The sequence below is a fragment of the Kineococcus sp. TRM81007 genome, from assembly GCF_022669155.1.
Lineage (GTDB): Bacteria > Actinomycetota > Actinomycetes > Actinomycetales > Kineococcaceae > Kineococcus.
In genome coordinates this window covers 1-11,231 of record NZ_JALBVB010000039.1, presented here as the reverse complement: position 1 = coordinate 11,231, position 11,231 = coordinate 1, and the positions used below count along the sequence as shown (strand labels likewise).

Sequence of the window (11,231 nt, the reverse complement as noted above, 5' to 3'; positions counted from 1 at the left end):
TGCATCACCCGATGCGAGGCGGGCGGGCATGCCACAGTGCAGATGTGGATCAAGCTCACCTCACCGACTCACACAACGTCGTCGTGGCCATGGACTACGGCCAGTTCGACCTGTGGACCGACTACTGGAGCGACGACCTCGACACCGAGGCTCTGCTGCAGCGAGCCCTCAAGGGCGACCACATCGCTCAGGAGCGCCATTGCCTGGTCATCACCTGCCCGCACCAGAACAACTTCGAGATGCCCTTGACGCTGGAGCGCTGGAGCGCGCCGGCTGAGGATGACCTGCAGGACTGGCAAGAAGCCTACGAAGCACACCTCAGCGTCAGCGAGTACGGCCTCTACTACCAGTCCCCGACCCTGGAAGGCACCCAGCTGCCCGTGCCCAGCGGGGAGTACCACGCGCTCATCACCGGTCGGCGCTTCATCACCCGCGGCTGGCCAGGCTCCACCACGCCCGGAGACGAATGGCGCATCCGCCTGTGGCCCTCCATCGGTCCCGCTTCAGCGCGCCGGCTGCTCGCCTGGACCAGCTGAGAATCCGACCGCACATCCGGTCATCCCGCCGTCCGGGCGGGCGACCGCGCGGTGCAGGCCTGCTCTTCACGGTCAGACGGTGATGCATCGGCTGCACGGACACCCGGTGGCCGGGTCCGCCGACGCCCAACGAATCCGGAAGGAGCCGGAGCAGGAGATGACAAGGCCCCGGGGGGTTTCCCTAGCCGAAGCTGGTACGCCGTGAATCCCGGGGCTCTCGTGCCTTCCAGTCTAGGATCGGCAACCGGCGGAGGCAAGCGACGGGCTGCCCGCAGGTGAGGAGCAGGGCAGCGTGGACTGGCGCGGAGTGACACCCGAAGTGATCACCGACGTGCAGGAGCTGCTGTCTGCTCCCCGCCTGACCCCCTACCGCCAGGCCACCGGTGGCGACCTGGCTGATGCGCTCACCCTCTACACGCTCAACGTGCAGCTCAGCGCCGCCTTCTACGAGTCCCTGCACTACTTCGAAGTCGGCCTGCGCAACCGCCTGGACCAGCAGCTGACCGCCTGGGCCGCCACCCTGGACCTCGCCCCATCCGCATCAGCCGGCTCCCACGACAGTGCCCAGGCACCCGGTGGCCGACGGGACGTCGCCCTCGGTCCCACCCCGACCGGGGAGCTGCCCTGGTACCGCCACCCGCAGGTGCCACTCTCCCTCAACGCCCGCCGCAAAGTCATGACCGCCATCAGGGCCGCCACCCGCGACGGACGCGAGGAGCTGCCGGGCCGGGTGGTCGCCGAGCTCACCTTCGGCTTCTGGTGGTCTCTGCTGGCCGAGGAGTACAACCGCAGCCTGTGGCAGCCCTGCCTGCGAGAAGCGTTCGCCCAGGTCCGCCGCCAGCGCCTGCACTCCGCCGTCGACGACCTGCGTCAGCTGCGCAACCGCATCGCCCACCACGAACCCATCCACGGCCGTGACCTGCACCGTGACTACACCCAGCTGCTGGACACTGCCGGCCGCATCACCCCACGCCTGCACTGGCTGATCGACACGACCAGCCGGGTACCGGCCCTCCTACCGGCACGCTGACCACGCTGGCCCACCGGCACCGGCACCGGCACCGGCACCGGCACCGGCACCGGCACCGGCACCGGCACCGGCGATAGCAGCTGGATGTGGCCTGAGGGCACGCTCGAGCATGACCTCACCCTCAGCAAACCCTGACCACCTCCCCATCGCCCTGGGCGACGGGACCTGGCGCACCGACCCCCTACGCCTCGCCGTCGCCGCCTACCTCGCCCGCTACCGCGGCGAGACCCGCCGCCACGCCGACTCCGACCTGCGCGCCTACTTCACCTGGTGCCGACTCCGGCAGCTCAGCCCCCTCCAAGCCCGCCGACCCCACATCGAGCTCTACGTCCGCTGGATGCAGGAGACCCAGCACTTCGCCGCCTCCACGGTGTCGCGGCGGACGTCGGTGGTAGCCAGCTTCTACCGGACCTGCGTCATCGACGAGCTGCTGGAGCACTCACCGGCCGACTACGTCCGCCGCCCCAACGTCCCCCCGGAGTCACCCACCCTGGGTCTGTCCCACCTGCAACTGGAGGCGCTGCTCGCCACGTCGCGGGACTCGGCCAACCCGTGCGACTTCGCGATGGTCTGCCTGCTCGGACTGCTGGGCCTGCGGATCTTCGAGGCCTGCGGACTCGACATCGCCGACCTCGGTGAGGAGCACGGCCACCGGGTCCTGCGAGTGGTGGGCAAGGGCCACAAGGTCGTCCTCGTCCCTCTCGCTCCAGCGGTGGGACGGGCGGTGGACCGAGCCATCGGCGACCGCGGCAGCGGAGCGCTGATGTTGAACACCCGCGGCGGGCGGCTGGACCGTCACTCCGCGACCCGCCGCCTCAAGCACCTCGCCGCCGACGCGCGGATCCGGTTGCCGCGGATGCATCCGCACATGCTGCGCCACACCTACGTCACCACCATGCTCGACGCCGGTGTCGATCTGCGGGATGTGCAGATCGCCGCCCGCCACGCCGATCCGAGGACGACGATGCGTTACGACCGGGCGAGGACCACCCTGGACCGCCATCCCAACTACATCCTCGCCGCGTACATGGCCTCCGGCACCTGACCAACCGCACCCTTCTGTCGATCTCCGGATGGTTGCCGACCATGTCCAGGCCAGTAGCGAAGGCACCACCGTCTGCAAAGTCAGGCCTCGGGAGGTGTCGTCTTCCCGTAGACGCACACATCGTGACGACCCTGCAGCGCCGGCTGAGCCGCGCGCAGGACCCCCTCCAACTCGAAGCCCAACCGCTCCGCCACCGCACGGCTGCGCTGGTTACCCACCGCGGTCTGGATCTCCACCCGCGCTACACCCCGCTCCTCGAAGAGGTGCTGCACGAACGCGCCCACCGCCCGGGTCACCAGCCCCCGCCCCTGATGGCCCGCGTCGATCCAGTAGCCGATCTCTGCGGTGCCGAAGTAGGCGTTCAGCTGGGCTCCGACCCCACCGACCAGGCGTCCGCGGAAGCGCAGGGCGGTCGGCAGGCTGCGCCCTTCGACCCATTCACCCAGCGCGTGACGGGTGAAGGCGCTCAAGTCCGCCTCGGTCTGCTCGCCGCGAGCCCACGGCTCCCAGGGCCGCAGGTGCTGCAGGTTGGACATGATCAGCTCGTGCAAGGGAGCCACAGTCCACGCCTCGCGCAGCACCAGCTCCAGCTCGTCATCAACGCGCAGCGCGAACCCGGTCACCGCTGCGCCTCCTGCGCCCACCCGTCGGCCTGCTCGCCCACCACGATGATCACGACGGGAGGCTACGACAGGCACTATCGACGCTCCACCACCGCGCGGTCATCCCGCGACCAGGACGTCGAAGACGTCCAGCGCTACATCCGCGCCTTGAGCACATCGACCTCGCAGCCCGGCGCGAACGGGTCGAACCCGTGCTCGAGCAGCCACCGGATGGCCGACAGGCTGCGCACCGCCCACCAGCCGCGGATCACGTCCAGGTGCACGGGCAACCCGTAGCCGGCGACGACGTCGTGGAGGTGCTCCTCGTGCCCGAGGGTGAGGGTAGCCAGGTCGAACAGCGCATCCCCGGGCGCCGCCTCGGACCAGTCGATCACACCGGTGACGGTGTCCCCCTGAACGAAGACGTGAGTGACCTGCAGGTCCCCGTGGGTGAAGACCGGGACCCACTCCCGCAGAGCGGCCTCGGCGACCTGCCGGTTGCGGGTGACCAGATCGGTGGGCAGCACGTCGTCGGCGATGAGCCACCGGCACTGCTCGTCGAGGTTCGACGCGATGCCCTCCAGGCCGGGGCCGGGCCACGGCGGGAGCGGCGCGTCGTGCAGCCGCCGGATGACGGCGCCCGCCGCAGCCCAGGCGCCGGGCGGTGCGGTCGAGGGGCGCCCCAGGCACCCCAGCGCTGCTCCGGGCAGAGCGGCCAGCGCGAGCACGGGTGGATTGCGCCAGAGGACCCGTGGTGTCGGAATGGGCGCCAAGGCCATCGCGGCCACCTCGACGTCGGTGCCTGCCCGGTCTGCGTCGATCTTGAGGAAGACGTCACCGACGCGCAGGGTCGCACGCTCTCGATGGGCGACGACGACCTCGACCTCTTCCACGTCCGTCATCGTGGCGGACGCTGTCACCTGCCGGCGACGGCTTTGCGTCGGCGACGGCGCCGCCCGCTGACCAGCCGACTTCGCGGTCATCCCGCCTTGGCCAGGACGTCCGCATCTGCCGATCTGCGGACGTTCGTCAACGGACTGGATCGGCGTACGAGGAGCCGTCCTTCCCCCACGCGCGTCACACCGGAAGGACCCCCAGTGACGACACAGGAGGTGGCCGAGGGTGCGGACGTCGAAGGTGGCACTGCCGTGCCTGCTCCTGCCTGCTGCACTGGCCGTTGCGCTGGGCGCGTGCGACGGGCCTGGCGAGCCTGGCGGGCTCAGCGAGGAGCTGAAGGCCAGCCCGCTCAGCCTGACCGCACCCAGCGATGCCGACATGGAAGCCCTCATGACCGGAGTCCTGACGCAGCGGGACGGCTGCATCGGGGCGCAGGCCGGCAGTGCCTTCCACGAACTGGTGTGGCACAGCGACGACGTCGAGTGGCGGCCGGACTCCCAGCAGGTCGTCTTCCAGGGGCAGGCTCTGACGCTGGGCGACACCGCCTGGTTCGGCGGTGGCACCACTGGTCGAGGGATGGACTACCTGACTCGACCAGAGGGCTGTGAAGACGCTGACGGGAGCTGGCTAGTGGGCTCCGTCGAAGTCCCCCCACAGCAGTGAGCCGGTAGCAAGATCGCGCAGCGAGCATCCCGTCGGCCGGGCGCGATCATGGTCGGTCGACTTCCCTCATCTGCCGAGATGAGGACGATGCGCGTCGGTCCCACAGAGATCAGCTCGTGGCCTGAGAAGCACCGTTCCCGAGCCGCCGCACCCGTCCGGCTGTCCCGAAGGTGATCATCAGCGATATCCCGGCCGCCACGGCGATGGCAACCGCGGGACCAAGCCCCTGAGCCAGCACCCCAGCGATTCCAGCACCTAGACCCTGCCAGGTCATCCGCCCCGCCGACTCCACTCCCTGCACCTGCCCCCGCACCCCCTGCGCCGTCACCGCGAGCAACTTCTCCTGCAACGGCAGCGTCGCGGCGTACCCGACGCTGGCGCAGAACACCGCGACCACACCCACCACCAGCGGCGGGTGCAGGGCGAAGACGAGGAACGGTGCAGCCAGCAGCACCCGCAGTCCCAGCGCCCACCGCGCCCGCTGGGGCGCGGTGAGGAAGCGGCCCACGGTCAGGTCACCGGCCAGCATCCCGCCGGCCCCGGCAGCCAGCAGCAGTCCCGCGTGGGTGCTGTCGTAGGACAGGAACAGCGCTTCGCAGCCCACGATCAGCCCGTTGGGCACCCACAGGTTCACCAGCAGCACCCGCTGATCAGCCTGGCGCATCAGAGCCGCATTCGTGGCCCACGTGCGAGCCAAGCCAGGGCGGCGGGTCAGGCGTACGGAGTGCTCGCGCACCGAGACCGCGGTCGCCAGCAGCCCCGCTCCGACGAGGGCGGCGGAGATCAGGAAGACCTGATCGGGGTCGAGGAAGCGCAACAGGAACGCGGCCACGGTGAAGCCGATGACGGCTGTCCCACCGGAGGTGATGTTCATCAGCGATCGGGCCAGGGCGTAGCGGTTGGCGGGGACGACCTCGCTGAGCAGCCCGAGCCGGGCCCCGGTCCCCAGGGAGGCGAAGAACCCAGTGATCAGCAGCAGCCCGAACCGGACCGGGAGCGGTAGGCCCGGCACCGCTTGGGCGGCCACGGTGGCCAGCGACAGACCTTGCAGGGCCAGCAGGACCCGGCGGGGGCGGGCGGTGTCGGCGATCGACATGAGCGTCAGCGCCCCCAGGACGGTGGCCAGGGTGCCGGCGTACATGCTGAGCGCGGTCAGCAGCGGTGAGCTGGTCTGGACCTGGACGAGGGTGCCCAAGGCGTACCCGGACAAGGTGCTGGCGGCGGTGGTCGCGGTGAAGCTGACGTAGAGGCCGGCGAACTCGTGGTTGGCCAGCAACGCCCGATAGGTGACGGGGCCCCCGTCAGCGACGGCGGTGGAGGGCTGGTCGGGGTGGGGCGAGGTTGGGGGCATGCAAAAAGCCTCCGAGCACCGCGAAAGCGGCACCGGAGGCGTCGAGTGTGATCTTACCGCGTGATGGCCGGACCTCGCTCGATCAAGACGTCAATCAGGACGTCGCCAACGTCCGGTCATCCCGCCCTCCGGGCGCGATCGGGCTGAACGGTGAACGGTGCGTCAGCTCTGCGGATCGGTTTTCTCAGCCGCCCCTGTCGTCCGCCCCTGTCGTCACTGACGAGGAAGCGCGCTCCGGCCACCGGCCCTGCGGTTGTGCACCCTGAGCACGGTGAACGACGGCAGCAGCACGGCACCGACAGCGGCGAGGCTGAGCACCCACCCGCTGACAGCTCCTTCGGGCACCACGAACCCCGCCACCACCACGCACACCAGCGCAGCCACCCACAAGACAGCTGCCCGCCCGCGCGGCCACCCGCGCCCCGCCCACAGCGACGCCCGGCGATCACCGGCCCGGCGCACCTCGCCACCCGTCGCCAGCGCAGACAGGACCGCGGCAGCAGCCAGCCAGGTCATCCACACCACACCGGTGATCCTGCCGGTCCTCCATCACGGGAGTCCAGGTCCGCTGCCGCGAAGTGGTCCGCTCCCGCACCACCAGGCGCTCCTGGCCCCGTCCTCGCGCGACCACACCGGTGCGCACCCCCGGTGCCGCACCGCACTGCCACACTCGTGACCCGCAGGTCCGCACAGCCCAGACCGCCGGGGCGCACCAGCACCCCCGAGAGCACGGAGGCCGTCGTGCACCCGACCGCGACCCCGCCCACCCGCCACACGGGCCCCCGACCGGTTGCGACGCTCCTCGCCGTCGCCGCCGCGCTGCCCGCCACGGCCGTGGCGACCTGGTGGGCCATCGGGGACCTGTCCCACCCCGAAGGGTGGATCGACCCGGCCGCCGCCGGCCCGCAGCTCTCCGCCGCGACCGAGAGGACGGCCGGCCTGCTCTCGCTGCTGGTGCTGCTGCTCATCGGCGTCGTCATCAACCGCCCCGGCTCGCTGCTGCGCCGCGACCGGCGCTGGTGGGCGGTGCTGCTGCCCGTGGCCGCGGCAGGTGCCCTGCTGGCGGTGGCCCAGCGCGTGGCCACCGCCGCCACCGTGGGCGCCAACCTCGGCATCGCCTTCATCGCCCTGCCGTGCGTCCTGCTCGCCGCCGCTGCGCTGGTGTGGTCGCTGCTGCGGGCTCGCCGACTGCTGAAGGAGGCCCGGCGGCGCGCACGGCCCCAGGAGCGCTGACGCCCACAGGATTCTGCCGGGTCAGGAACACTTCCCGGTCGACAGCGGTGGAGCGCACTGCACGATCTACCGCTCATCCCGCGCACCGGGCGCGATCATGGGCAGGCGGCGACGTCCTGAGATGTCGATGAGCGAGCCACCCTGCCCAGGGTCCGCCAGCGCTGAACACTTCAACGGTTGATGCCGTACAGGACACTTGACCCGTGTCCCAGTACGAGCAGCCAAGCATCGTCGCCCGGCTGCAGGAGAGCATCGACGCCGTCCTGGTCCCCCGCGGATTCGCCGCCGGAGGGGTCGGCGTCTCCGATGGGCGACGCCAGATTCTCTGGTGCGCGGCCGCCGACGACTTCGCGAAGCGCTTCCCCAGGCTGCCGACCAGCCAGGAGCCGCCTGAGGGCTGGCGGACCATGTGCACCGACGTCATCGTCGACTTGGCCGCCGCTGGCGGCGAATGGCGGGTGACCGACGTCAACGTGGAAGGTGATGACCTGGGCCAGTTGCTCGCTGGTCTTGGCCTGACCGTCGCAGCCGAACGCGCCGCCGCTCTGACCGGGTCCTCCGCGCAAAGCTGCCTCGTCCCGCTGCCCCAGCTGTTGCTCGAGCTGCTCGACGGAGCTCGCTCAGAGCGTTAAGTCCCCTCGCGTGCTGCTGGCGTGCGCGTAGCCACGTCGCGGCGCGGAGTGCGCGGTCATCCCGCCTTCCGGGCGCGATCATGGCCGGCCGACTTCACGCTTCTGTCGAAGTGCGAGTGGTGGCCGCCGCTGCAGTGACTGGTGCAAGAGTGAGGTCGTGAGCGACACCGCCCGAGGCACCAGCCAGCGCGGGGCACGCTTGAGCTTCCTGGCTCGACCTCACTGGATGAACGCCCTGCTGCTGAGGCCTGCCGCCAAGCCGTACCTCTGCCTGGACGGAACCGAGCACGCCTTGGCGTGGGGTCGCACCAGCGTCTTCACCCTCGAGCCAGGTCAGCACACGCTCGAAGCGTTCTGGCGCTACCGCGGCACCGGGGCACCCCTGGGCGCCGGCACCCTGCAGGTGCAGGTGCACCAGGACGAGGAAGTCTTCATCGAGGCCCGCAACGGCCCGTTGAACCACCAGCCGCTGCAGCTGCGACAACGGCCGACCCACTGAAGCGAGCCGCTCGCGCCTCTCGATCCGCCGCCGACCTCGCGCTTGTGCCGCGGACATCGCGATCTCGTCGAAGAGCAAGTCGTCAACGGCGCGGGTGCACCGCACGCGCGGCTCGACCAGCCACGACCGTGGCGTGCAGCAGCACCGCCACCACCCCGGCGTAGCCGATGCCGAAGGCCGTCAGGGTCACCGCCTCGCCCCACGAGCGTCCAGAGCCCACCACGGCCAGCACCACGCCCACCACCGCAGCCACCGCCGCGACCCAGCCTGCACGGCGCAGCCCCGCCTGCGCGGCTCGGTGCCCGACCCGCCAGCACTCATCGCAGTGCATGGTCGCCTTGGTGCGCACGCCCATCAGGGAGTTGCGCTCCAGCCCGCCAGAGTGGACAGCCCTGGCCATGGCCACCAGCAGCACCGCGAGCACCACCAAGCCCCACACGGCTGAGATGACAGCTCCTACCGGCACGCTCGCACCTTCCAACGCTGAGTGATCAACAGCCTCAGCTTGGCAGTCAGGTGGTCACCGCCGCACTCACCTGTCCTGTGCGCCCGCTTCGCAACGTGTCGGAGGCGCTGATCGCAGAGCGGGCCGCACGTACGGTCATCCCGCAGACCTTGCGCGCTCGTGCGGGTAGTCCCCGCGTACCGCCAGTGCGTGCACGAGGATGCCGGGCATGGTTGTCGAGGCTGTCGTGCGGGAGTGGCACTCGGAAGAAGGGTGGGGAGTCGTTGACTGCCCGCAGACACCGGGCGGGTGCTGGGCCCACTTCTCGCACGTAGCGATCACCGGCTACCGACAGCTGCATGCCGGGCAGGCGGTGGCGCTGGAATGGGAAGCCGGTGACCAAGACGGCTTCGCCTACCGCGCCGTGCGGCTGTGGCCCACCGACAGCGACCCGGTGGAACCCCTCGCCGAGCACGACAGCGGGGCCTACCGCAGCACGCTGACGCTGCGCTTCGACGAGACGGACTGACGACGGCAGCGGTGCTCGGTCATCCCGCCCTCCGGGCGCGATCATGACCGGCCGACGACTACACGGCCTTGTCGATCCGTGAGGTGTGATTAGGGGGTCGTGGCCAGGGCCGCGATGCGGCGCAGCTCCGCCAAGTGCCCATCCAGCGCCGTGCGGCCGGCGTCGGTCAAGGACAGCCAGGTACGAGTGCGCGAGCCGTGCGGGGTCTTGGCGGTGTGCACGTACCCGGCGTCCGCCAGGACCTTGACGTGCTTGCTGAGCACCGAGTCGCTGATGGCCAGCGCCTCGCGCACGGTGGCGAAGTCCAGCGCCTCCACGGCGGCGAGCATCGCGCAGACCTGCAGGCGGTTGGGGGCGTGGACGATCTCGTCGAAGACCGGGCGCGCCTGCGCGCTCACGCTCCCGCCTGCGCGCCTCGGCCCTCGCGCACGCGCCGGCGCAGCAGGTCGTCGATGCGCCGCTCGGTGAGCACCGTGGCCACGAAGGCACCGACCCCGGCGACGGGCAGGGCGAAGGGCACGCCGGCGAAGGCCTGCAGCGCGAACCCCAACGCGAAGAGCCCGAACACGACGGCGTACCAGGTGCCCAGGCCCTCGCCGTAGCGCTCGATGGAGATCCCCGTCGAACGCCTCAGCGCCGCCAGCAGAGCCATCGGCGCCAGGATGGCCCCGAACACGATCAGCAGCGTCGATGCCGACTCCGCGCTGCTGCCGGCGTCGGGCCGGCCCACGAGCAGGCCGACGCCCAGGAACAGCGAGGCGGTGCAGGCGGCCGCGCCCAGGCGGTACCACCACGGGGAGGTGATGCGCTCGGCCAGGCGCCGGCGCGTGTCGGTGAGTTCGCGCAGGGCTGCGCGGGCGTCGTCGGGAGTGGCCCGAGGATCGCTTTCCATACTGGAAAGCTAGCTACGACTTTCCATCACGGCAAGTAGGAGGTCGTGCTCGCGTGGATGGTTGCTGAAGTGCCCGCTCATCCCGCGGTCCGAGCGCGATCACGGCGGCGTACGACTTCACGGTCATGCAGCAGACCCTTCCGCGCGGCTACGGCCACCACCGGCACATGCTTGTGGCTATTACCCCGCTGTCGCGTTAGTGGAGGCGAGCGGCTCGCTCCGCAGGCCGTCTCCACCGCGCCAATGCCAAGGCCCCCCACGCAAGCAGGCCACCGACAAGCGCGCCCATGGTGTTCGCCAACCAGTCACCGGTGTCGCACGAGCGACCCAGGCCGGGAACGAGAGCCTGCAGCACCTCGATCCCCGCCGACAGCGCACTACCAACCACAGCGGCCAACACCCACCGACGGGTCGCTACACCCGCCAACAGCACCGGCGCGATAAAGAGCACCACGTTGGCAAAGGACTCCACCCGAGCCGGCGTTGGCCAGTCCCACTGGACCGCACAGCCCACGCTCAGATCGCGATCGACCGGCACCAGCGTCAGAGCCGCCAACGGCAGCAGGGACAGCGCAGTCAACGCCCACGCCAGTCGAGGGCGCCGGACCAGCCACGCACCGATCACCGGACCGATGACGATGTAGACCAGCAGTAGAGCCGGGGTGATCCACCGGTGGGTGATCAGGAACGTGCTCAGCACAACGCCACCACCCCTGCACCTTCCAGGCCGCCCGAGGCACGGTGCCCGACACCTTGCCTCGGGCGTAGGTCACCGGACCTGAAGGCCACGACGCCTGCTCGCAAGAGAGCTTCTCGCGGCAGCGGTAGGTGGTCGAGCACTAATCGATCATGTCAGGGGACTTCACGGTCATCCCGC

Annotated in this window: 16 protein-coding genes; 8 read left to right on the top strand and 8 right to left on the bottom strand. The window is 70.5% G+C overall.

Translation table 11 applies throughout. The features are described from left to right. Positions 1–44: 44 nt before the first annotated feature. From MN205_RS05375 to MN205_RS05365, 3 genes are all read left to right on the top strand, one after another. The gene (locus tag MN205_RS05375; RefSeq protein ID WP_242125051.1) at positions 45–536 is read left to right on the top strand and encodes a hypothetical protein; all 492 of its coding nucleotides are present in this window, start codon (positions 45–47) and stop codon (positions 534–536) included. A 292-nt stretch (positions 537–828) separates the two neighbouring features. Continuing rightward, the gene (locus MN205_RS05370; RefSeq protein WP_242125050.1) at positions 829–1,566 is read left to right on the top strand and encodes an Abi family protein; all 738 of its coding nucleotides are present in this window, start codon (positions 829–831) and stop codon (positions 1,564–1,566) included. 109 nt (positions 1,567–1,675) lie between these two features. After that, positions 1,676–2,611 carry a tyrosine-type recombinase/integrase gene (locus tag MN205_RS05365; RefSeq protein WP_242125048.1) on the top strand — a complete coding sequence of 312 codons (936 nt, stop codon included), beginning with the start codon at positions 1,676–1,678 and terminating at the stop codon, positions 2,609–2,611. A gap of 80 nt (positions 2,612–2,691) precedes the next feature. Here MN205_RS05365 and MN205_RS05360 read toward each other — a convergent pair whose 3' ends face one another. Next, positions 2,692–3,234 carry a GNAT family N-acetyltransferase gene (locus MN205_RS05360; protein WP_242125046.1) on the bottom strand — a complete coding sequence of 181 codons (543 nt, stop codon included), beginning with the start codon at positions 3,232–3,234 and terminating at the stop codon, positions 2,692–2,694. A gap of 134 nt (positions 3,235–3,368) precedes the next feature. Further along, the gene (locus MN205_RS05355) at positions 3,369–4,106 is read right to left on the bottom strand and encodes a phosphotransferase family protein (RefSeq protein ID WP_374115849.1); all 738 of its coding nucleotides are present in this window, start codon (positions 4,104–4,106) and stop codon (positions 3,369–3,371) included. Between the two features lie 229 nt (positions 4,107–4,335). Between MN205_RS05355 and MN205_RS05350 the strand changes: the two genes are divergently transcribed. Continuing rightward, positions 4,336–4,773, top strand: a complete 438-nt coding sequence (locus MN205_RS05350) for a hypothetical protein (RefSeq protein ID WP_242125042.1) — start codon at positions 4,336–4,338, stop codon at positions 4,771–4,773. A gap of 109 nt (positions 4,774–4,882) precedes the next feature. Here the strand turns inward: MN205_RS05350 and MN205_RS05345 are convergent, their stop codons facing one another. Further along, entirely contained in the window at positions 4,883–6,049 is a 1,167-nt protein-coding gene (locus tag MN205_RS05345) for a hypothetical protein (RefSeq protein WP_242125039.1), read from the bottom strand. A gap of 288 nt (positions 6,050–6,337) precedes the next feature. Further along, positions 6,338–6,649, bottom strand: a complete 312-nt coding sequence (locus tag MN205_RS05340; protein WP_242125037.1) for a hypothetical protein — start codon at positions 6,647–6,649, stop codon at positions 6,338–6,340. A gap of 216 nt (positions 6,650–6,865) precedes the next feature. Between MN205_RS05340 and MN205_RS05335 the strand changes: the two genes are divergently transcribed. The 3 genes from MN205_RS05335 to MN205_RS05325 all read left to right on the top strand — a co-directional run bounded on the left by MN205_RS05335 (position 6,866) and on the right by MN205_RS05325 (position 8,488). Continuing rightward, positions 6,866–7,357, top strand: coding sequence for a hypothetical protein (locus MN205_RS05335; protein WP_242125035.1), 492 nt, complete (start codon positions 6,866–6,868; stop codon positions 7,355–7,357). A gap of 203 nt (positions 7,358–7,560) precedes the next feature. Then, on the top strand, positions 7,561–7,989 hold the full coding sequence (locus MN205_RS05330; RefSeq protein ID WP_242125033.1) for a hypothetical protein: 429 nt from the start codon (positions 7,561–7,563) through the stop codon (positions 7,987–7,989). Positions 7,990–8,146: 157 nt separating this feature from the next. Further along, complete coding sequence (locus MN205_RS05325; RefSeq protein ID WP_242125031.1) at positions 8,147–8,488, top strand: hypothetical protein; 342 nt, start codon at positions 8,147–8,149, stop codon at positions 8,486–8,488. An 82-nt stretch (positions 8,489–8,570) separates the two neighbouring features. Here MN205_RS05325 and MN205_RS05320 read toward each other — a convergent pair whose 3' ends face one another. Beyond that, positions 8,571–8,954 carry an SdpI family protein gene (locus MN205_RS05320; RefSeq protein WP_242125029.1) on the bottom strand — a complete coding sequence of 128 codons (384 nt, stop codon included), beginning with the start codon at positions 8,952–8,954 and terminating at the stop codon, positions 8,571–8,573. Positions 8,955–9,162: 208 nt separating this feature from the next. Between MN205_RS05320 and MN205_RS05315 the strand changes: the two genes are divergently transcribed. Next, complete coding sequence (locus MN205_RS05315; protein WP_242125027.1) at positions 9,163–9,462, top strand: hypothetical protein; 300 nt, start codon at positions 9,163–9,165, stop codon at positions 9,460–9,462. 89 nt (positions 9,463–9,551) lie between these two features. On the opposite strand, the gene MN205_RS05310 is transcribed toward MN205_RS05315, so the two are convergent. The 3 genes from MN205_RS05310 to MN205_RS05300 form a co-directional block, all read right to left on the bottom strand. Next, positions 9,552–9,860, bottom strand: coding sequence for a transcriptional regulator (locus tag MN205_RS05310; protein WP_242124796.1), 309 nt, complete (start codon positions 9,858–9,860; stop codon positions 9,552–9,554). Continuing rightward, positions 9,857–10,354, bottom strand: a complete 498-nt coding sequence (locus MN205_RS05305; protein ID WP_242124794.1) for a hypothetical protein — start codon at positions 10,352–10,354, stop codon at positions 9,857–9,859. Before MN205_RS05305 ends, MN205_RS05310 begins: the two co-directional genes overlap by 4 nt. A gap of 196 nt (positions 10,355–10,550) precedes the next feature. Continuing rightward, the gene (locus MN205_RS05300; protein WP_242124793.1) at positions 10,551–11,054 is read right to left on the bottom strand and encodes a VanZ family protein; all 504 of its coding nucleotides are present in this window, start codon (positions 11,052–11,054) and stop codon (positions 10,551–10,553) included. Positions 11,055–11,231: the final 177 nt, after the last annotated feature.

What these genes read in the sequence shown, in the direction of transcription:
- MN205_RS05305 (WP_242124794.1), bottom strand. Translation starts at nt 10,354, where the DNA reads ATGGAAAGCGATCCTCGGGCCACTCCCGACGACGCCCGCGCAGCCCTG.
- MN205_RS05315 (WP_242125027.1), top strand. Translation starts at nt 9,163, where the DNA reads ATGGTTGTCGAGGCTGTCGTGCGGGAGTGGCACTCGGAAGAAGGGTGG.
- MN205_RS05365 (WP_242125048.1), top strand. Translation starts at nt 1,676, where the DNA reads ATGACCTCACCCTCAGCAAACCCTGACCACCTCCCCATCGCCCTGGGC.